Here is a 22,457-nt window from a genome sequence, read left to right as displayed (position 1 = left end):
ATTTTTTTTTATTTTATATCATTTGCTTTTTTTATATACCGATCAATTTGATGAAACTCTTTTTTTCTTAAATATTTACGAAATATCTTTAAGTGATCTATATAAACATCCATAGCTTGAATCAGATTATTTCTATTAGAAATAAAAATAGGTAACCACGTTTCAGGTTTGCTTTTTGCTAAACGTGTAGTAGAATCCAATCCGCTACCCATCATATTATTAAAAATTTCTTTTTCATTTTTAAATTTTTCTAAAACGGTGCTAGCTAAAGAAAAAGAAACCACATGAGGTAAATGAGATACGTAAGAAATATAAAAATCATGTTCTTTAGATGTGATATAAATCATACGCATATCCATTATAGAGTAAATTTTTTCTGCCATGAATATCGCATCTGGATCACTAAGTTCAGAATCACAAAGAATACAATTTTTTTTATGGAAAAGATCTGAATGAGCATAAGTAGGTCCAGAATTTTCTACTCCTGCAATAGGGTGTGTAGCCACAAAACGACTTCTTTTTGGATGAGAATAGACACTATTACAAATTTCATACTTAGTAGATCCAGTATCTAAAATAACTGTATCACTACTGATTTTGTTAAGAATGATTGGAAGTATTTTTTCTATTCCATCTACAGGAATGGATAAAATAATAACGGAAGATTGTAGAATAAGATCCTGAAAAGGAATTATTTCATCTACAATTCCAAGTCTTACAGCATGAATAGCATTTTCTTTATTAGAATCTATTCCTATAAATTTATCTCCAAAATTGGATTTTCTTAATCCTAAACTAATAGATCCCCCGATTAAACCTAATCCTATAATTCCAATATTCATGAAAAAATTCTATTTTTTGCTTTTTCCAAAGTTTTTACAGGACAACACATAGAAAATCTTACATACCCTTTTCCATTATTTCCAAAAATGCTTCCAGGTGTAATAAATATGTGATAATTTTTGAGAATTTTATCGGACCATTCACGATCATTTTGATCTAAATCTAGAATTTTAGCCCAAACAAATATTCCGGAACTTTTTCTTCTATATTTTAAATATAGACGATCACATATCTCCAATATAATTTTTTTACGTTTTAAATATTCTATATTGAGTCTTTTAAACCATTCTGAATCTTGATTCATTGCTTCTATAGCCCCAATTTGTATTGGATAATACATTCCAGAATTGATTAGACTTTTTACTTTTAAAATATTTTTAATATATTCTTTTTTTCCTATTATCATTCCAATCCTCCATCCAGCCATATTATAACTTTTACTTAAAGAATTTAATTCTAAAGCAATATCTTTAGATCCTTTAATATTAAATACACTCAAAGGGGGGTTGTTGTTTAATATGAAACTATAAGGGTTATCGTGCACTAGTAAAATACGATTTTTTTTCGCAAAAAAGACTATTTCTTCCAACTTTTCAAAAGTGATAGTTGCACCTGTTGGCATATGAGGATAATTGATCCACATAATCTTCACCTTAGATAGATTTTTCTTTTCCAATAGTTTTATATTAGGGCACCAATCCTCCCTATCATAAAGATCATAATAAATAACTTCCGATTCTAAAAGTTTGGATATGGAAGAATAAATAGGATACCCAGGATTTGGAATTAAAACTTGATTTCCTTTGTCCAAATAAGAAAGGCTTATATCCATAATTCCCTCCTTGGACCCCATCAAAGGCAACACTTCTTTTTGAGGATCCACATCCACTTTATATGTATTTCCATACCAATCAGAAATAGCATTACGTAACCTTTCTATACCTATATAACTTTGATAAGTGTTAGCCTTTTTTATTTCTGATGCTTCTTTCATTTTATGAATAACTCCATTTGGAGGAAGAATATCCGGATTTCCAATTCCTAAATTAATGATATCTATCCCCTTATTTTCAAGAGTCTGAATCTCTTTCATTTTTTCGGAAAAAAAATATTCCGATATTTTATGTATTCTTTTTGCTACAACAATCATTAAGAACTAATTCTGCCATTTTTATATTCCCCCATAATAGAAAGTTTATGAAGACATGGAATCCTTTGTATACGTTTTTTCATTCTCTCATAATCTCTTATATTGTTAAATATAATATCCACATAAAAGGAATATTCCCAAGGTTTTTGTATTATAGGAATAGATTGTATTTTAGTCATATTTATTCCAAGATTCGAGATAAGACTCAATATTTGAGATAAGCTACCAGTAGTATGGAAAATTTTGAATCTTAGTGAAGCTTTATTAAAATTATCTTCTTTATTGGAAAAATTTTTAATAATAAAAAACCTGGTAAAATTTCTTCTAATGGTTTGTATATTTCTAGAAATTATTTCTAATCCATATTCCTTAGAAGCATATTCTGATGCAATCGCAGCTAACCCTTTTTTCTTACATATAGAAATGTATTTAGCGGCAGCAGCGGTATCAGAATACTTGGATATCTTTACATCAGGATGTGAATCTATAAATAACTCACATTGCAAAATGGCCATTGGATGAGAATAAATTTCTTTTATATCTTTCATATTTTGTCCAGGAAAAGCCATCAAATGATGTCTTATAGGCATATATATTTCTCCAACTATTCTTAATTTATATTCATATAAAAGACTATAATTAGTCAATATAGTCCCAGCTATAGTATTTTCTATAGCCATTACACCAATATCTACATTGGATTTAGCGACAGAAAAGGCAAGATCTCTAAAGGAAGAACATTCCATCAATTTGTAATGACATCCTTCAAAATATCTAGAAACTGCAGCATGATGAAAACACCCCTTTATCCCTTGTATAGCTATTTTTTTCATGTAAGAAATATTTAATAAACCTCATAAACCACATAACCGATAAGGAATAAGGAAAGGAGTCCTATTCTTTTTCTTTATTCGCGGAATCAAAATAAAAATTAAAGGTAAAAAATAATTTTATTTTATACAATTCTTTTTAAAAATTTTATCCTAAGGAGATAATCGTAAAAAAAACATAAAAATAGTAAAACGGTTAACTTTATATTTTCATACTCTACTAATTATGTTTTTATGCTAAAAAATAAATATCCAATAAAAGGATGGAGAAAAGAGAATAAGGTTCCTTCCCTTTCTGAGGTTTTTTCTACTGTTTCTGTTCCTAAACAAAAAGGAATATGGAGAAAATTTTTTGCTTTTACTGGACCAGGACTATTAATTGCTGTAGGGTATATGGATCCCGGAAATTGGGCTACAGATATTGCTGGAGGGTCTAAATTCGGATACATGCTTTTGTCCGTTATTTTTATATCCAATATTTTTGCTATCATTTTACAACATTTAGCTTTAAAATTAGGGATTGTTTGTGAACGAGATTTAGCACAAGCCTGTAGGGATCATTATTCTCCCTTTATTAGTTTTATATTATGGATATTATGCGAAGTAGCTATTTCTGCATGTGATTTAGCAGAAATCATTGGTTCTGTATTAGCCTTAAAATTACTTTTTGGAATTCCAATTACGTGGGGGGTATTAATTACGACTATAGATGTTTTGCTCATTTTATTTTTTCAATATAAAGGATTCAGATACATTGAAAGTGTGGTAGCCGTATTAATTTTTACAATTTTGATTTGTTTTGGTTTTGAAATTATTAGTTCTAAACCAGAAATTTTCCCCATTTTAAAAGGAATTATTCCTAATCCTGAAATAATTAAAAATTCACATTCTTTCTACATTTCTATTGGAATCCTAGGAGCAACTGTAATGCCTCACAATCTTTACCTACATTCAAGTATCATACAAACCAGGAACTACCAACGAACTATTGAAGGTAAGAAAATGGCCATAAAATATGCGACTATAGATAGTACATTATCTTTATCCTTAGCATTTTTTATCAATGCATCAATATTAATCATATCTGCAGCGACTTTTCATAAATATGGACATACAGAAGTAGCCGATATTATGGACGCACATAAACTTTTATCTCCTATACTAGGATCTAGTCTTTCAGGAGTTTTTTTTGCACTAGCTTTACTAGCATCAGGACAAAATTCTACACTTACTGGAACTTTATCTGGACAAATTGTGATGGAAGGATTTCTTCATATACGATTAAAACCTTGGGTTAGAAGACTTATAACTAGATTAATAGCTATTGTACCGGCTATGATAGCCTCTATTATTTATGGAGAAAAAGGAACTGCAGAATTACTAATAATTAGTCAAATAATTTTATCAATACAATTAAGTTTCGCCATTATTCCTTTAGTTAATTTTACAGGAGATTATGATAAAATGGGATTATTTGTCAATGGCCCTGTTTTAAAAATATTATCTTGGTTCATCACGATTATCATTGTTCTACTAAATTTATTCTTATTATACAATACCTTTCAATAATATCAGGAAGACAATACTTCAACATTTATAGTGAACTCTTTTTTACGATGTAAACGTATATTGACCTGATGTTTCCCAATTGTTTTAATAACTTTATTACCAGGGATCCTGATAGATTTTTTATCTATAGATATTCCTGTTTTATTTAAAGCTTTCATCAGTTCTTGATTGTTAATGGAACCGAATAGTTTTCCTACTTTTCCTACTTTAGCTTTTATTTTTATAGTTAATTTTTTTAATTTTTTTTCTATTTCTTTGGATTTTTCGATTAAAAAACTTTCCTTTTTATAGCGCTGTTTCAATATTTCATGAATATTTTTTACTGTTCCAGGAAGAGCTAAAATAGCATAACCCTTAGGAATTAGATAGTTTCTAGCATAACCTGGTTTAACATCTAATTCATCGTATTGAAAACCCAAATTTTCCACGTCTTTTTTTAGAATAATTTTCATATTATCTTAAATCATCTGTAACAAAAGGTAAAAGACCTATTTGTCTGCATCTTTTTATAGCAGAATTTAATTTTTTTTGATTTTTTTTTAGAGTCCCTGTGATACGACGTGGTAAAATTTTACCTTGTGCATTCAGAAATTTTATTAAAAATGTAGGATCCTTATAATCTATATACTTTATATTACTTTTTTCAAAAAAACAATATTTTTTTTCTAATTTTGTTTCTATTTTAAGAGGAGATAAGTATCTTAAATCGCTATCTCCTCCTTTTTTTTTTATATTGTTTTGATCGATATCCTCTAAAATCATAATTCTATTCTTTAGTCCTTGTTAAAAAATTTATTTCTTCTCCTTTCTGCATATTCTATCCCATATTTATTTAATTTTACAGTAATAAAACGTAAAATTCGTTCATCTTGTCTTAATTTCAATTCTAAATCAGATACTAAATTAGAATGGAATAAAAATTCAAACAAATGATAACAACCACTTTGTTTTTTTTGAATTGGATAAGCTAATTTTTTTAAACCCCAATGTTCCTGATAAACTATTTTCCCATTTTGTTGTATTAGATAATTTTCATATTCCTTTGCCGTTTTTTTTGCTTGATCATCAGACAAAACGGGTGTAATTATCATGATATTTTCATAATTTTTTAGCATTTGAATTTTTTTTTTGCAAAAATGTAAATCTATATTTTTTTTCAACAAAAAGAATCATTATAAATTTTTTCTTTAATTTTTTTCATCATGTTCTCTATACGTCGTATACTTTCTTCTTTTCCTAGCATTTCCAAAATCATGAAAATATCAGATCCTTTTAAAGAACCTACTAAAGATAAACGAAATAGTTGCATTATTTTTCGTATATTTTTATCGTATATTCTTTTTTTCAACAAAAATCTTAAATTTACGGATGTAAATTTATGAACATCTGATAATGATTCTTTACAAAGGGTTAATTGATCAATAGTATTTTGATGACAAATTTTATCAAAAAAACTGGGATCATAAGAACTAGGAGAAACAAAAAAGTAAAAAGAATGTTCCCAAATTTCATGAATAAAATAGATCCTATTTATTGTTAGATGGATGACTTTCCATAAATAATCTTTTTCATAGAAAAGAGAACGCTTTTGTAGTTCTCTATAAAGAAATGAAAATATTTCTTCTTTTTTTTTATTTAAATATTGTTTATTGAACCAATTTGCCTTCTTTAGATTAAAAAAAACTCCAGATTTATTGATTCTTTCTAAAGAAAAAGAATTTTTTAATTCTTGTAAAGAAAAAATTTCTTTCTTTCCTCCAGGATTCCATCCTAAAAAAGCTAGCATATTAACAAAAGCTTCTGGAAAATAACCTAGTTCTCTGTATCCTTGAATAATGGTTTTATTTCCTGGAACTTTCCATTGCAAAGGAAATATAGGAAAATCTAAACTTTCTGCATTTCGTTTGCTTATTTTTCCTTTTCCATCATCTCTTAATATTAAAGGTAAATGTGCAAAAATTGGAGGGATCCAACCAAAAGAACGATACAACAATATATGCAAGGACATGGAGGGGATCCATTCTTCTCCTCTTATTACATGAGTTATTTTCATTAAATAATCGTCTATAGTATTAGCTAAATGATAAGTAGCAACTCCATTAGATTTTAATAATACTTTATCGTCTAAATTATCTGTATTTACCATAATAGTTCCACGTATCATATCATGTATTTTCAATTTTTCTCCAGGTTTAATTTTAAATCTAATGACATAGGAAGAACCAGAATTTAATTTGTAAGATAATTGTTTTTTTGTCATTCTTAAGGAGTTGTTAAGGAACATTCTTACTCTGGAATTATAAGAAAAAGTTAATCCCCGATCGTAATATTCCTTCCTTTTTCTATTAAGTTCTTGATCTGTATCAAAAGCATAATAAGCCTCCCCTTTTTCTAACAGTTTATTTAGATAAATACGATAAATATCTCCACGTTTAGATTGATAATAAGGAAAATAAAGGCCCCCATAACCAACTCCTTCATCAGGTTCTATCTGGCACCATTTTAATGTTTCCAAAATATACGATTCAGAATTTGGAACAAATCTTTTTCTATCCGTATCTTCTATTCTAAGAATAAATGTTCCTCTATTTTTTTTAGCAAAAAGATAGTTATATAAAGCCGTTCTTATTCCACCTAAATGTAATGGACCTGTAGGACTAGGGGCAAAACGAACTCTTATACATGACATACTTTTCTTGTTTTTTTATTTTCCAATACAAAATTTGGAGAAGATGTTTTTTAGTACCTCTTCATTAGTGATTTCTCCTGTAATCTTTCCTAAATGATGCAAAGCCTCTTTTATATGTATAGAAACTAAATCTTCTGGTATCCTTTTACTTAAAGCTTCATGAGCAAGTAAGACTTCCTTCAAGGATTGTTTCAATGCTTCATAATGTCTGTTTTGTGTCACAATAATATTTTTTTCTTTTAATTTTTCAATGAATAACTTACTTATAGTATAGAGAATTCTTTTTATCCCGTGATGATTTTTTGCAGAAATTTCAAAAAAATAAGCAACCTTTGATTTTAGGTTATAGAAGTCTTTAAAAGAGGATATATCCGATTTATTAGCAATCACTAAAATTTTTTTAAGTGGATTCTTTTCGTGTATAATTTGAATTTCTTTGATAATTTTTTTCTGTTTTTTTCTATCATTTTTAGAGGCATCAAAAAGGTATAATAGGACTTGAGCCTCTTGTATTTTTTCCATAGTCTTTCGAACCCCCATTCTTTCTATTGTATCTTTCGTATCTCTAATTCCTGCTGTATCCACAAAATGAAAATGGATTCCATTCAAAATCAATTCTCCTTCTATACTATCTCTAGTAGTCCCTTCTATATGAGAGATAATAGAACGGTTCTCCTTAATTACGTAATTGAATAACGTAGATTTACCTACATTTGGTTCTCCAATAATTACTACATAAATTCCTTTTTTTATGGAATTTCCTAGAGCAAAAGATTCAATTAAATCTTTTAAGATTTCTTCTAAATCTTTTAAGAAAGAAAAAAGTTCGGATCTTTTTGCAAAAATCACATTTTCTTCAGAAAAATCCAGTTCCAGTTCTAATAAGGAATAAAAATCCAATAATTTTTTCCGTAAATCTTTAATAGTACTAGTTAAGCTCCCCTTTATTTGTTGAAAAGATAATTCATGAGAGGCTTGATTATCCGATAAGATGAGATCTGCTATAGCTTCTGCTTGTGATAAATCCATTTTTTTATTTAAAAATGCACGAAATGTAAATTCTCCAGGACGAGCTAAACGTATTCCTTTTCTGATTAACAATTGTAAAATCTGTTGTTGAATATAATAAGATCCATGACAAGATATTTCTATCATATTTTCTCCTGTATAAGAAAAAGGAGATCTAAATATAGAGACTAAAACTTGATCCAATGAATTCCTTCTATCATCTATATGATCCACAATATATCCTAAATGAATAGTATGTGTGGATTGATTTTCCAATTTTTTTCCAGAATGAACGGAAATAAAAATGGTTTCCACAGTGGATATCGATATTTCTCCAGAAATACGAATAACAGAAATAGCACTGGAACCACTAGGAGTGGCTAAAGCAACAATGGTATCATCATCTAACATAAAAAAATTATTTCTTAATAAAATAAAATTCCACAAAAAATAAGTATTTTTTTTAATTCATTTTTTATTTTATGATTTATTTCTATGAATTTTACCATTTATTTTATGATACTCTTAAAAAAGTATATCCAGAAATAAAGGAATTAAATAATCTATTTTTTATTCTAACCACTCACGTTTTGGAATGCGATAAAACGAAAATTATCTTAAAATTAAGTAGAAAGGAAAAAATAGATGATTTCATATACAAAAAATTGATAAGAAAATTATGGGAATTGAAAAAAAATAGACCCATTCAATATATAATTGGAAAGACCTCCTTTTTTGGAATGGATTTCCTTGTTAATGAAAAAGTTTTTATTCCAAGACCAGAAACAGAAGAACTAGTATCATGGATCATAGAGGATTACAAAATAAAAAATAGTGAAAACGTTCAAATATTTGATATTGGAACAGGAAGTGGATGTATTAGTATTACTTTAAAAAAAAAACTTCCTAAAATACGTTATATTCATGCCATAGATTTTTCTCATGAAGTCCTTTCTATAGCAAGAATAAATTCAAAATTACATAACGTAAAAATTTTTTTAAGAAAAGTTGATATTCTTCATAATTTGATTTTTTTCCAAAGAATAAAAAAATATACCGTTAATATTATCGTTAGTAATCCTCCTTATGTAAGAGTATCTGAGAAAAAATTTATGCATCCAAACATTTTTCAATATGAACCTTTTCAAGCTTTATTTGTTCCAGATGAGGACCCCTTTATTTTTTATAAAAAAATTATTTTTTGGATAAAAAAAATGTTTACTGGTGTAGTAGTATGTGTTTATTTTGAGATAAACCAATTTATTCATTTAGATTTTATTCATTTTATGAAAAAATCAGGCTTTATGGATATAGAAATTAGAAAAGATTTTCAAGGTTTTTTCCGAATGATTCGTGCAACATATTATTAATTATTAAATTAAATGGATAATAGAAAAAAATATATAAAAGAAAAAATAGAAAAACTAAGAAAAGAATTATCAGAATACAATTATCAATATTATATATTGGATACTTATAATGTATCGGATTACGAATTTGATAAAAAATTGAGAGAATTATATTTATTAGAAAAAGAAAATCCAGAATTTTATGATCCTACATCCCCTACAATCAGAATAGGTGGAGGTGTTCCCTCAAAAAAATATGGATCTACAATAATAATTCATCATAAATATAAAATGTACTCCCTTCAAAATACCTATTCCAAAAGAGAATTAATGTTTTGGAAAAATAAAATTGATAAATCTATTTCTTCTTCTTCTTTCGTGTGCGAACTAAAATATGATGGAGTATCCATTAATTTAATCTATAAGAACGGATTATTAACCAATGCCGTAACTCGTGGAGATGGGGAAAAAGGAGAAAATGTTACAGAAAATGTACGAACCATACAATCGATTCCCATAAAATTAAGTGGAGAAAACTATCCTACGTATCTTGAAATACGTGGAGAAATTTTTATTCCTAAAAATAAATTTATAGAAATCAATATAGAACGAAAAAAAAAAGGAAAAATTCCTTATTCTAATCCAAGAAATACGGCTAGTGGAACCCTAAAAATTAAGGATAAAAAAGAAGTCTATAAAAGAACTCTATCTTGTATTGTATACACTGTTATAGGAAAAAATCTTCCTTTTAATACACAATATCAATCTTTCAAATACCTACAAAATTGGGGATTCAAAGTACCAGAAACGGCTATGATTTGTAAAACAAAAAAGGAGATATTTCATTTCATGGATTATTGGAATCGATGGAAGAATCATCTACCCTACCATATTGACGGGATAGTCCTTAAGGTAAATGAGTACCAAAAACAATACCTTTTAGGATGCACGAATAAATATCCACGATGGGCGATTTCTTATAAATTTAGACAAAAATTATCAGAAACCAAGTTATTAAACATAAAATTTCAAGTAGGACGTACTGGGATCATTACCCCTGTAGCTTATGTCCTTCCTACACAGATTTCTGGAACCGTGGTAAAAAGAGTTTCTCTTTATAATGATCGTTTTATACAAAAAATGGACCTCCATTATGGAGATTCTATTTTTTTGGAAAAAGGAGGGGATATCATTCCTAAAGTTACCAAAATAAATGTAAAAAAACGATTAATCAATGCCGATCCTATATTTTTCTTAAAAAAATGTCCATCATGTGATAGCTCTTTAAGAAAAAAAAATAAATTGTTATACTGTCCCAATAGAAACTGTCCTTATCAAAGAATTGGAAAAATAAAACACTTTGTAAGTGTACGAGCAATGAATATACAAGGGATTGGAAGTGAAATGATTCAAAAACTATACAAAAATGGTTTTTTATACAGAATTTCCGATTTATATAGATTAAAAAGAGAAGAATTTCTTCAAATAAAGGGAGTTAAAGAAAAATTAACAGATAAGATAATAAAAAATATAGAAAAATCTAAATACAATTCTTATTATAGAGTTTTATATGGATTAGGAATTCCTCATGTAGGAGAATATATTTCTAAAAAGTTAACAGAAACCTTTCCAGATATAAATCATTTAATAAATGCAGATTATAATATTTTAACGTCTATTTCAGGTATAGGGGGAAAAATAGCAAAAAGTATAAGTACTTATTTTTCAATCATGGAAAACAAAAAAATGGTGGAAAAACTTATAAAATATGGATTAAATTTTTCAAAAAAATATTCTATGATTGAAGGAAAATCTATGATTGAAGGAAAATCTTTTGTTTTTACAGGGAAACTGTCTTGTATGTCACGTAATATCGCTAAAAATATGGTAGAAATTTTAGGTGGAAAAGTATTTAGTACTGTTAATAATAAAATTAATTTTATCGTTGTTGGAAAAAATTTTGGTTCCAAATTAGAAAAAGGGATGAAAAAAGATAATGTGAAAATTTTGACTGAAGATATTTTTATTGAGCTCCTTAAAGAGGAAAAAAAAGAAAAGGAAATCCAATCTTAACAGAATTATTAAGAATAGTATCAAAAAAAAGGGGATCTGGAGTCTATCTTGAAGGTTTTTTTTTTCATATAGAAAACAGTATATTTAGATAGGTGATGATGATTTTATTAATCATCATTTGCATCATTTAAGTAAGAAATCTATTTTTTTATGTTACTAAAAAATATATTTACCGAATCTGGATTCGAGTCTGAAGCAGAATTTATACCTTTAATGAGTCAAGATGAAGAAGACCAGCTTCTTAAAGATGATATCCCAGAACAATTATGTATATTAACAGTGAGAAATATGGTTTTGTATTCTGGGATTGTTTTTCCTATTATAGCAGGGAAAAGTGGATCTATTCAATTATTACAAGATGCTTATGGATTGGATAAAACGGTTGGGGTATTAACCCAAAAAAATTCTGTCATAGAAAATCTTAGTGAAAAAGATTTGTACACTATAGGAACAGTAGCTAAAATATTGAAATTATTAAAAATGCCTGATGGAAATACCACTGTAATTTTACAAGGAAAAAGGAGATTTAAAGTGAACCGTTTTATTCAAAAAGATCCATATTTTAAAGCAGAAATTATAGCGTTAAAAGAAAATAAACCGTCTTGCAAAGATAAGGAATATCTTGCTTTGGTAGAATCAATCAAGGAAATTGCCATAAAAATTATTCAGGATAATCCAAATATTCCATCAGAAGCCAGTATTGCTATTCGTAATATAGAAAGCCCTTCTTTTTTAATCAATTTTGTAGCCGCTAATATGAATTTAGCTACTAGAGATAAACAAAAATTGTTAGAATACAATGATTTAAAAAAAAGAGCCATGGAAACATTACGTTTTCTTAACGTAGAACATCAACAAATAAAGTTAAAAAACGACATTCAGTCCCGTGTTCGTAGTGATATGGATCAGCAACAGAGAGAATATTTTTTACATCAACAAATTAAAGCCATACAAGAAGAATTAGGGGATATATCTTATGAAAAAGAGATTGATGAAATGCGTGCTAAAGCTTCCAGAAAAAAATGGCCTAAAGAGGCTAAAAAACAGTTTGATAGAGAACTACTTAAAATGCAAAGAACTAATCCCCAAATGCCAGAATATACGGTTCAAAGAAATTATCTAGAATTAATGATTGATCTTCCATGGGGTCGATATTCAAAAGATAATTTCAATTTAGAATTTGCACAAAAAATATTGGATAGAGATCATTACGGTTTGGAAAAAGTGAAAGAACGTATTATAGAATATTTAGCTGTCTTAAAATTAAGAGGAGATATGCGTTCTCCTATTCTATGCTTTTATGGTCCACCTGGAGTAGGGAAAACCTCTTTGGGTAGATCTATAGCGACCGCTCTTAAAAGAAAGTATGTCCGTGTTTCTTTAGGAGGATTACACGATGAATCGGAAATACGTGGTCATAGAAGAACTTATATTGGAGCTATGCCAGGTAGGCTGTTACAATCTATACGAAAAGTAGGAACTTCCAATCCTGTTTTTGTGATTGACGAGATCGATAAAATGGGTTTAGGAACTAATGGAGATCCATCTTCTGCAATGTTAGAAGTTTTAGATCCGGAACAAAATACTTCTTTTTACGATAATTTTTTGGAAATGGGTTATGATTTATCAAAAGTATTGTTTATTGCTACAGCAAATTCTCTTTCAACCATACAACCAGCTCTTATAGATAGGATGGAGGTCATAGAAATGAATGGATATACGGTGGAAGAAAAAACTCCAATTGTAAAAAAACATATTCTACCTAAGCAATTGAAAGAAAATGGATTGAAAAAATCGGATTTAATACTTGGGAATAAACAAATTGAAAAGGTCATTGAAAGTTATACCAGAGAATCTGGTTTAAGAACTCTAGAGAAATATATTGCTAAATTAGCACGTTATGCAGCAAAGAATATTGCTATGAATAAAAAATATGTAAAACGTTTAAATATTGAAAAAATAGAGGAAATTCTTGGAATTCCAAATGATCCAGATCGTTATGAAGGAAATAATGTTACAGGAGTAGTTACAGGTTTAGCTTGGACTAATTTTGGGGGAGATATTTTATATATTGAATCCAGTCTTTCCAAAGGAAAAGGAAATTTAAGTATTACCGGAAATTTAGGAGATGTTATGAAAGAATCTGCAACAATTGCTTTGCAATATATTAAAGCTCATTATGAAGAATTTCATATTGATCCTAAAATGTTTGAAGAAAAAAATGTACATGTCCATGTTCCTGAAGGGGCTGTACCTAAAGATGGTCCATCCGCAGGAATTGCTATGTTAACGGCTCTTGTATCCAGTTATAAAAATAGAAAATTAAAACCTCATTTAGCTATGACAGGGGAAATCACTTTAAGAGGGAAAGTCCTACCTGTAGGAGGAATTAAAGAAAAAATATTAGCTGCTAAAAGGGCTAATATAAAAGAAATTATTCTTTCACAGGACAATAAAAAAGATGTAGAAGAAATTAAACAAGACCACTTAAAAGGATTAACCTTTGATTATGTTAGAGACATGAATGATGTCATTCATTTATCCCTATTATAGAATAGATAGATTTTATAGTCCAAATTTCATTCTATTTTTGTTTTTTTTATATGTTGAAAAAGATGAATCATACAGTTCATAGAGAACAGTTAATACAAATAGGAATAAAATACGGGACCCCCCTTTATATATATGATTCTGGAAAAATAGAGATACAATATATAAAGATGAAAAAGGCTTTTAGTAGTGTTAAAAATTTTAGAATTAATTATGCTTGTAAAGCGAACACCAATTTGAATATTTTAAAATTTTTACAAAACTTAGGAAGTGGATTAGATACCGTATCTATTCAAGAAGTAGAACTAGGATTAAAATCTGGATTCCATCCAAAACATATTATATTCACTCCTAACTGTGTTTCTATACAAGAGATAAAACAAGCGGTTGATTTAGGAGTTCGAATCAACATAGATAATCTATCTATTTTAGAACAGTTTGGAGATGATCATCAAGATTATCCTGTAGGAATAAGAATAAATCCACATATTATGGCTGGAGGAAATTCTAAAATTTCAGTGGGTCATGTAGATTCTAAATTTGGAATATCTTACCATCAAATTCCTCATATGAAAAGAATATTAAAAAATACAGGACTTAAAATAGAGGGATTTCATATGCATACAGGATCTGATATTTCAGATATCAAAGCTTTTTTACGAGGAGCTAAAGTTTTATTTCAAATAGCTATCGATTTTCCAAACCTTGATTATATTGATTTTGGAAGTGGATTTCCAGTTCCATATAAAAAAAATGATATCAAAACGGATCTTTATTTTTTAAGTAATTATCTTATAGAGGAATTTCAATCTTTTTGTAAAGATTATGGAAGACAAGTTACTTTGATATTGGAACCAGGAAAATTTTTGGTTAGTGAATCCGGATATTTTTTGGTTAATGTTAATGTGATCAAACATACCACTTCTACCGTATTTGCTGGAGTAGATTCCGGATTTAATCATTTTATTCGCCCCATGTTTTATGAGGCTTATCACTACATTGAAAATATTTCTAATCCGTATGGTCGTTTTCGTTTCTACACAGTAGTAGGATATATTTGTGAATCAGATACATTTGGGTTTAATCGTAAAATTTCAGAAATCAGGGAAGGGGATGTTTTGTGTATTAAAAATGCGGGAGCTTACTGTTTTTCTATGTCCTCCAATTATAATTCTCGTTATAGACCTTCTGAGGTTATGATTATTAATGGAAAAGATTTTCTGATAAGAAGAAGAGAAACTATGCAAGATCTTCTTAGAAATATCGTGGATGTAAAAATATAAAAGAAATGGAGAGATGGCAGAGTGGTTAATTGCGGCGGTCTTGAAAACCGTTGAGGTTTATTATTCCTCCGGGGGTTCGAATCCCTCTCTCTCCGCTATAATTTTCATATGGATTGAAATAAATTTTTATATGATCCCATTCACTACTTAAAAAGTTTTTATTTTCATAAAAATACAAAGAAGAGGATGGAATGAAATTCCTATTTTTTATAGAATATTTTAAATATAATTTATCATTTTTTTTTACTGGAATTTTGAATTCAAAATTACCTTTTAAGTCTAACTTAGAAAGTCTTTTTTTATCCTCATGGAAAAAATCTTTGAAATAATTTTCATATTTTAAGGAATCATTGATAAATACACCTACCCCATAAATGATAGTGTTATATTTTTTTTTTTTATTCTTAATGTTACTCGATCTCATATCCCCAAATATTATAAATTCTCCATCCAAAGGAGCTTTAATAATCCTACTTACACTATTCTTAAAAAATGAATATTTATATATATTTTTTCTATAAAGTAGGAAATAATTATTCCTATTTTGTAATTTTTTTTTGGAATTATTTTCTAATAAAAAATCCTCGTTATTACATGAAAAAAATAAGAAAAAAAATATGAAAATCAATTTATTCCTCATATATTCCTTTTTTCTAATTTTTTTAGTTGTTTTTCAACATTTTCATTTGTTATTTTATTAAATAACAATATGGATTTCCCCAATACATGTCCTGGACATAAAATTTCTTCTGTATTTTCTATTTTTTTCCAAAAAAAAGCTTTCAAACGAAGCATTTTTAATAATTTTTTTGCTGTATATGGAAGAAAAAGCTCTGATAATTGCGCTAACATTCCAACGATTTGGAAAGAGACATAAAGAATGGTTTCTACTCTTTGAGTAGATGGCCCTTTCCAAGGTTCTTCTTTTGTTAAATACTTGTTCCCAATCCTAGCCAAATCCATAAAACATACTAAAGCATCACGAAATCGAAAGGATTCAATCAAATTACCTATATTTTCTGGATATTTTTTTACTTTTTTTAAAATATATTGATCCCTAATCGATAGGATTCCAGGATTTGGAATAATTCCATTATTATATTTTTGAATTAAAGTTATACTTCTATTAACGAAATTTCCTAATATAGCTACTAATTCCGTATTATTTTTTATTTGAAAATCTTTCCAATTAAAATTATTATCTTTTTTCTCTGGCATGTTGGCTATGAGAATATAACGAAGTGAATCCTGTTGATTTGGAAAATCCTCTAAATATTCATGTAGCCATACGCCCCAATTTCTAGAAGTAGAAATTTTCTCATTTTCTAAATGAAGAAATTCATTAGCAATAATCTTATCCGGTAAAATATATCCAAGATTACACGCTTTAAGTATAACTGGAAAAATAATGCAATGAAATACAATATTATCTTTTCCTATAAATTGAATTAATCTAGTATTCTTATCTTTCCAATAAGGCTCCCAGTCTATTTTTTTACGATTTGCCCATTCTATAGTAGAGGAAATATATCCTATGGTCGCCTCAAACCATACATATAGAACTTTTCCTAGTTCTTCCGAAAAAGGAATAGGAATCCCCCAATTCAGATCTCTTGTTATAGCACGAGGTTGTAATCCTTGATCTAACCATGATTTTGATTGTCCATAGACATTGACTTTCCAATCTTTTTTATGATCCGTTAAAATCCATTTTTCTAAAAAATCTTGATATTCGTTTAAAGGTAAATACCAATGTTTGGTTTTTTTTAAAACGGGTAAACTACCACTTATAGTAGATCTTGGATCTATTAATTCATCAGAACTTAACGAAGAACCACAATTTTCACATTGATCTCCATAAGCATCCTTTTTTTTACAATGAGGGCATATTCCGGATATATATCTATCTGCTAAAAATTGTTTAGCTTCGTTATCATAATATTGTTCAGATACTTTTTCAAAAATTTTTTTTTCTTGATAGAGTTTTTTAAAAAAAGAAGTCGAAATTTCGTGATGAATAATGGTAGAAGTTCTGGAATAATTGTCAAAATGTATTCCAAAATTCGTAAAGCTATCTTTAATCATGAAATGATATTTGTTTACTATTTCTTTAGGAGTCGTATTTTCCTTTTTCGCTTGTATAGTAATAGGGACTCCATGTTCATCCGACCCACATATAAAAACAACCTCTTTATTTTTTCGTCTAAGAAAACGAACAAAAATATCTGCAGGTAAATAAACACCCGCCAAATGTCCTATATGTATGGGGCCATTTGCATATGGAAAGGCCGCTGTTACTGTATATTTATTTGATTTTTTCATAAATTATAACTACCTAATCTTGCAAAATTAATAGCATTCTTATGAAAAAGAAATTTTTCATAAAAATTATTATGAAATATGAATAATAAAAAATTATTTTTAATAGATACATATACAATCCTTTATCAAGGATATTATGCTTATATAAAGAATCCTCTTTGTACTTCCAAAGGCCTAAATACTTCTCCTATCCTAAATTTTACTTATTTGTTGATCAAAATCCTGAATGAAGAAAAACCTTCCTATATGGCTGCTATTTTTGATAGCAGTAAACAAACTATTCGTAAAAAAGAATACCATAAATATAAAGCTCATAGAAAAAAAACACCAAAAGATATTTCTATTTCTATTCCTTATATTATAAATATTTTAAAATCTTTTAGTGTTTCCTTTTTTTATGCTAAATATGGCTACGAAGCAGATGATCTTATCGGAACTATAGCAAATAAAGCAGAAAAAAAAGGATATCTAATTTATATAATTACTTTGGATAAAGATTTTTGCCAACTTGTCACAAAAAATATAAAAATTTACAGACCTTCTTTTAAAGGAAATCCAAAAAAAATATTAGGTATTGAAGAAATAAAAGAAAAGTTTGGGGTAAACAACCCAAAACAAGTTATAGATTTATGGAGTATGATGGGGGATTCTTCTGATAATATTCCAGGACTACCAGGAATAGGAGAAAAAAATGCTAGAAAATTTATTCAAAAATATGGAAGTCTTGAAAATTTTTTAAATTCCACTCATGATCTTCGCGGAAAAATTAAAAAAAATATTGAACAAAATAAAGAGTTAGGTTTTTTATCTAAAAGATTAGCAACTATTGTTACTAATATTCCTCTTTTCTATTTTCATGATGAAAAATTTTACATAAAAAAACCAAATTGGAATTCCATAGAAAAAATATTTTTGGAACTAGAATTTAGAATATTATTAAAAAAGGCCTATCAATATTTTCTTTTTAGAATTGGATAAAAAAAATAAAATTAGATTTTATTTTCTATAAAACTTATGTTTTTTTATATACTTCCAAACTTCTGGTTGAAGTAAAGAGTTCATATTTTTTCCTTTTTGAATAGAATTTCGAATGAAAGAAGAAGATATTTCAATAATTGGGGCTTTCAAAAGAAATATTTTATTATGTCTAATAGGTATAAAAAAATGATTAGAGTTAGATAAATAACCAATACGAGGGTATACAAAAATATCATATTTATTTAAAATTATTTTATAATTCTTCCATTTTTTTATAGAAAATAAAGAATCTATTCCTAGAATGAGAGTAAATTTCTCTTTAGGATATTTTTTTTCTATCACATCAAGTGTATGAATGGTATAAGAAGGATAACATCCAGATTCTATATCTAGAACACTCATTTTTTTATAATCTGAAACGGCTATACGAACCATTTTAACTCGATGAACATAATCTAAAAGATTCGTTTTTTTTTTAGTGGATTTTGTGGAGAGACCACGAACCAAATATGATCTATATCTAAAAATTCTACGATATGGTTAGAAAGAATAATATGTCCTAAATGAATGGGGTTAAAGGATCCAAAATAAAGTCCTATTTTCATAATACCGAAAAAGAATAAAAAAAATACCGAGCTGCATTGCAGACTCGATATTTTTTTTTGTGTTATCTTTTAAAGTAACTTCACACGATAACTCAATCCTAAAGAAATAAAATGATTATTTTTATTTTCTTGTTTAATCTTATCCATATATTTTACATATTTTCTTTGATATAAAAAATATAAACTGAGATCCTCATTATGTTTAATAGGTTGGTATTCTATACCCCCATAATAAGTATATCCCTTTTTGAATAATTGATCTTTTACAATAATTTGCTTAATTTCTTTTTTAGATCTTCCTATTTCATACACTCCTTTAGCAAACAAGTTCCATCTTGGAATAAAGTTATACTTAACTTTAAGGAAGTAAGTCCCATATTTTATAGAGGCAAAATCCTGATAATCCTTGGTAATGGAACGAAAAATTTTTGTCAAATTTCCATTTTTTTCTATATCTTCATCACTCAATATATAATCTGATTCCATAGAAACAGGTTTTAAATCTAATTTACTTCCCAATGCTAAAACTTTCCAAAAGTGATCCGGTTCCTTCTCTTGAAAAATAGAATATGACCATCTATTTTGGATTTTTTTATGGAATAAATTCCAATTCCAATTCAAAGAATATCCCATAGGATTCCTTCCTTTTTTAAAGAAATTATTTTCCTTATTCAAATTATTTACAATTTGAAATCGAAATTCCTGATTTTTTTTTGGAGTATAAATAAAATTTATCCCAACAGGATTATCCTCGTTTTTGTATATATCTGGATACTGATAGACCTGAAGATATTTTGAATTATATTCCATACTTCCAAAAGAAATTGGTTGTTTCCCTATCAAAAAAGATAGTTGATCGTTTAATTTGCATTTCAAATAAGCTATATCCATTATTTTTTTATCAATCCTATTAGATTCAGGATACATATTAATTTTTTTTACAAAACGATAATCAATATTTTCATTTGCCTTTCCTATCAAGTCTAATTTCAAAGATTCTTCAGAAAAAATTCCACCATCAAAAACCTCTTTTTCAACTTTAGAATAAATACTACTAATAAAATCTATATACATGTTAAAATTACGATCCTCATGTTTTTCTATGTTTTTTTTTAATATTTCTTCTTTTTTTATTTCGCTATGTATCCCATACAAAGGATAAAAAAAAACTAAAAGAAGAAGAAAAAAGATAGTTTTTATTTTTTTCATTTTTTTCAATATTTTTTTATATAATATAATAATTAAATTTCTTTATCCATAATTAAATTAATTGTGAATAAGAAAATTCAAAATAAAAGAATGTACAAAAATTTTACGAAAAAAAAGGAAAAAAATATTATTGAAACTGTTTTGGGTCTTTTTTTATTAGGGAATAGCCTATTCTTATTTTTAAGCTTTTTTTCTTTTATTTTTCATTGGAAAAATGATCAAAGTCAAATTAACCAACTCTTTGATAAAGATATAGTAGCAGAAAATTTACTTGGAAAAATAGGAGCCACTCTCTCTCACTATTTTATACACTGTGGAATAGGAATTAGTTCCTTTTTTTTTCCAATATTCTTGTTCATAACAGGGTTAAAAATCCTTTTTGGAGGAAGACTTATACTAAATATTTATAAATTCATAACATATAAATTTTTATTTTTTAGCATATGGATCCCAATAACCTTTTATCTAATTTTTCCTAATTATGGAATATTAAGTGGTATTTTTGGTTTTGAAATAGGAAATTTTTTGATCAGTTTATTTGGAAAAGTAGGATTAGGGATCCTAGTATTTACTATTTTATTACTTTATTCCGTAATCATATTTCGTCATATAAAAAATACTAAAAAATTAAAAAAAGAAAAGGAAAAAACTTGCAAAGAAAATAAGGGTGGCCTACTCAAACTATTCCATAATTTAAAAAAAAAATTTTTCAATTATGAAAAATATGAAAAAAAGGAATATGCTATTGATAATCCTCCATTTTTTATTAATCTTAAAGAAAAAAAAAGAAGGATAGATATCCCTATTTTATCTTCTGCTATTTCTCTTCATGAAGAAAAAAAAGAAAAATATCTAGAAAAAGATAATAAAAAAAAAATCATACAAATACTTAACTATTATAAAATAGGAATAGATAAAATAAAGTACACTATAGGACCTAATATCACTTTGTACGAAATATTTCCTAAGGTAGGTGTACGAATTTCAAAAATAAAAAATTTAGAAAATGAGATAGCTTTAAATTTATCTTCTTTAAGTATAAGAATTATAGCTCCCATACCTGGTAAAGGGTCTATTGGAATAGAAGTTCCCAATAATCAACCTACTACCGTATATATGAAAAATATCCTTTCTTCAGAAGAAAGTTTCAAGAAAAGTAGCAATATGGAACTTCCCATTTCCTTAGGAAAAACCGTATTTAATGAAATTTTTATTGTAGATCTAACAAAAATGCCTCATTTGCTTATAGCAGGATCAACTGGACAAGGAAAATCCGTAGGATTAAATTCTATGATTGTATTCTTATTATGTAAAAAAAATCCAGAAGAAATAAAATTTATTTTGATTGATCCAAAAAAAGTAGAATTATCTATTTACAAAAAAATTTCTAAATCTTATTTTGCGATGTTGCCTAATTCCAAAGACCCTATTATTACAAACATATATGAAGTAAAAAATATATTAAATTCTTTATGCAAAGAAATGGATCAACGATATGATCTTTTGGAAAAATCTATGGTAAGAAATATTAAAGAATACAATAGAAAATATGAAAAAAAATATCATTTACCTTATATTATCTTAATTATTGATGAATTTGCAGATTTAAGTCTTTCTTTTCAACAAAAAAAAATAGAAATATATATTACCCGTTTAGCACAGTTAGCCCGTGCTGTAGGTATTCATTTGATTATTGCTACACAACGTCCATCGGTAGATGTGATTACTGGATTAATTAAATCTAATTTTACCGCAAGAATTTCCTTTAGAGTTAGTTCTAAAATAGATTCTAGAACAATACTAGATTGTACAGGAGCGGAACAACTAATTGGAAGAGGAGACCTTTTATTTTCCAATAAAAATGAATTAATACGGTTACAATGTCCTTTCATAGATCTATCAGATCTTCAAAAAATAATTTCTTTTTATGGAAGAAAGAACTTAAAAAAAAACGAATACTTTTTTTTACCGTATCCGGATGAAAAATGAGTAAAATACT

Annotated in this window: 17 protein-coding genes, 1 tRNA gene and 1 pseudogene; 8 read left to right on the top strand and 11 right to left on the bottom strand. The window is 27.4% G+C overall.

Annotated elements, in window-relative coordinates; genetic code table 11:
* Positions 1–8: 8 nt before the first annotated feature.
* From DM815_RS01690 to DM815_RS01680, 3 genes are read right to left on the bottom strand one after another with little or no spacing between them, the layout of a single operon-like run.
* Positions 9–842: a prephenate dehydrogenase gene (locus DM815_RS01690; protein ID WP_110508886.1), complete on the bottom strand. Its 834-nt coding sequence runs from the start codon at positions 840–842 to the stop codon at positions 9–11.
* Positions 839–1,993: a pyridoxal phosphate-dependent aminotransferase gene (locus DM815_RS01685; RefSeq protein WP_110508884.1), complete on the bottom strand. Its 1,155-nt coding sequence runs from the start codon at positions 1,991–1,993 to the stop codon at positions 839–841. Before DM815_RS01685 ends, DM815_RS01690 begins: the two co-directional genes overlap by 4 nt.
* Positions 1,993–2,826, bottom strand: a complete 834-nt coding sequence (locus DM815_RS01680) for a prephenate dehydratase (RefSeq protein ID WP_110508882.1) — start codon at positions 2,824–2,826, stop codon at positions 1,993–1,995. Before DM815_RS01680 ends, DM815_RS01685 begins: the two co-directional genes overlap by 1 nt.
* Positions 2,827–3,057: 231 nt before the next feature.
* Here DM815_RS01680 and DM815_RS01675 point away from each other — a divergent pair, with 231 nt between their 5' ends.
* Positions 3,058–4,392 carry an Nramp family divalent metal transporter gene (locus DM815_RS01675; RefSeq protein ID WP_110508880.1) on the top strand — a complete coding sequence of 445 codons (1,335 nt, stop codon included), beginning with the start codon at positions 3,058–3,060 and terminating at the stop codon, positions 4,390–4,392.
* A 2-nt stretch (positions 4,393–4,394) separates the two neighbouring features.
* Here DM815_RS01675 and rplI read toward each other — a convergent pair whose 3' ends face one another.
* From rplI to mnmE, 5 genes are read right to left on the bottom strand one after another with little or no spacing between them, the layout of a single operon-like run.
* Positions 4,395–4,844: a 50S ribosomal protein L9 gene (gene rplI / locus DM815_RS01670; protein WP_110508878.1), complete on the bottom strand. Its 450-nt coding sequence runs from the start codon at positions 4,842–4,844 to the stop codon at positions 4,395–4,397.
* A gap of 1 nt (position 4,845) precedes the next feature.
* Complete coding sequence (gene rpsR / locus DM815_RS01665; RefSeq protein WP_110508876.1) at positions 4,846–5,154, bottom strand: 30S ribosomal protein S18; 309 nt, start codon at positions 5,152–5,154, stop codon at positions 4,846–4,848.
* A gap of 11 nt (positions 5,155–5,165) precedes the next feature.
* A complete protein-coding gene (rpsF, locus tag DM815_RS01660) occupies positions 5,166–5,507 on the bottom strand; it encodes a 30S ribosomal protein S6 (RefSeq protein ID WP_110509398.1) in 342 nt (113 codons plus the stop codon).
* A 41-nt stretch (positions 5,508–5,548) separates the two neighbouring features.
* The gene (gene gltX / locus DM815_RS01655; RefSeq protein ID WP_110508874.1) at positions 5,549–7,081 is read right to left on the bottom strand and encodes a glutamate--tRNA ligase; all 1,533 of its coding nucleotides are present in this window, start codon (positions 7,079–7,081) and stop codon (positions 5,549–5,551) included.
* 15 nt (positions 7,082–7,096) lie between these two features.
* Positions 7,097–8,500 (bottom strand): tRNA uridine-5-carboxymethylaminomethyl(34) synthesis GTPase MnmE, encoded by a 1,404-nt coding sequence (mnmE, locus tag DM815_RS01650; protein WP_110509396.1) that lies wholly within the window; start codon positions 8,498–8,500, stop codon positions 7,097–7,099.
* Between the two features lie 71 nt (positions 8,501–8,571).
* Here mnmE and DM815_RS01645 point away from each other — a divergent pair, with 71 nt between their 5' ends.
* The 5 genes from DM815_RS01645 to DM815_RS01625 all read left to right on the top strand — a co-directional run bounded on the left by DM815_RS01645 (position 8,572) and on the right by DM815_RS01625 (position 15,439).
* Complete coding sequence (locus DM815_RS01645; RefSeq protein WP_110508872.1) at positions 8,572–9,459, top strand: N5-glutamine methyltransferase family protein; 888 nt, start codon at positions 8,572–8,574, stop codon at positions 9,457–9,459.
* Between the two features lie 12 nt (positions 9,460–9,471).
* A complete protein-coding gene (ligA, locus tag DM815_RS01640; RefSeq protein ID WP_110508870.1) occupies positions 9,472–11,511 on the top strand; it encodes an NAD-dependent DNA ligase LigA in 2,040 nt (679 codons plus the stop codon).
* A gap of 150 nt (positions 11,512–11,661) precedes the next feature.
* Entirely contained in the window at positions 11,662–14,064 is a 2,403-nt protein-coding gene (lon, locus tag DM815_RS01635) for an endopeptidase La (RefSeq protein WP_110508868.1), read from the top strand.
* Positions 14,065–14,126: 62 nt separating this feature from the next.
* The gene (gene lysA / locus DM815_RS01630; RefSeq protein ID WP_410491978.1) at positions 14,127–15,344 is read left to right on the top strand and encodes a diaminopimelate decarboxylase; all 1,218 of its coding nucleotides are present in this window, start codon (positions 14,127–14,129) and stop codon (positions 15,342–15,344) included.
* A 7-nt stretch (positions 15,345–15,351) separates the two neighbouring features.
* Positions 15,352–15,439, top strand: a tRNA-Ser gene (locus tag DM815_RS01625).
* A 541-nt stretch (positions 15,440–15,980) separates the two neighbouring features.
* On the opposite strand, the gene metG is transcribed toward DM815_RS01625, so the two are convergent.
* Positions 15,981–17,666 (bottom strand): methionine--tRNA ligase, encoded by a 1,686-nt coding sequence (gene metG, locus DM815_RS01620; protein WP_110508864.1) that lies wholly within the window; start codon positions 17,664–17,666, stop codon positions 15,981–15,983.
* Between the two features lie 78 nt (positions 17,667–17,744).
* Here metG and DM815_RS01615 point away from each other — a divergent pair, with 78 nt between their 5' ends.
* The gene (locus DM815_RS01615; RefSeq protein ID WP_110508862.1) at positions 17,745–18,644 is read left to right on the top strand and encodes a 5'-3' exonuclease H3TH domain-containing protein; all 900 of its coding nucleotides are present in this window, start codon (positions 17,745–17,747) and stop codon (positions 18,642–18,644) included.
* A gap of 18 nt (positions 18,645–18,662) precedes the next feature.
* Here DM815_RS01615 and nadD read toward each other — a convergent pair.
* Positions 18,663–19,249: pseudogene (gene nadD, locus DM815_RS01610) on the bottom strand (nicotinate (nicotinamide) nucleotide adenylyltransferase).
* A gap of 69 nt (positions 19,250–19,318) precedes the next feature.
* Positions 19,319–20,458, bottom strand: coding sequence for a porin (locus DM815_RS01605; protein ID WP_110508860.1), 1,140 nt, complete (start codon positions 20,456–20,458; stop codon positions 19,319–19,321).
* Positions 20,459–20,548: 90 nt separating this feature from the next.
* Between DM815_RS01605 and DM815_RS01600 the strand changes: the two genes are divergently transcribed.
* A complete protein-coding gene (locus DM815_RS01600; RefSeq protein WP_110509394.1) occupies positions 20,549–22,447 on the top strand; it encodes a DNA translocase FtsK 4TM domain-containing protein in 1,899 nt (632 codons plus the stop codon).
* Positions 22,448–22,457 lie beyond the last annotated feature (10 nt).

It is taken from the genome of Blattabacterium sp. (Cryptocercus kyebangensis) (assembly GCF_003226855.1).
Taxonomy (GTDB): Bacteria; Bacteroidota; Bacteroidia; order Flavobacteriales; family Blattabacteriaceae; genus Blattabacterium.
The sequence above is the reverse complement of the archived record's forward strand: the minus strand, read 5'-3'. Positions and strand labels throughout refer to the sequence as shown.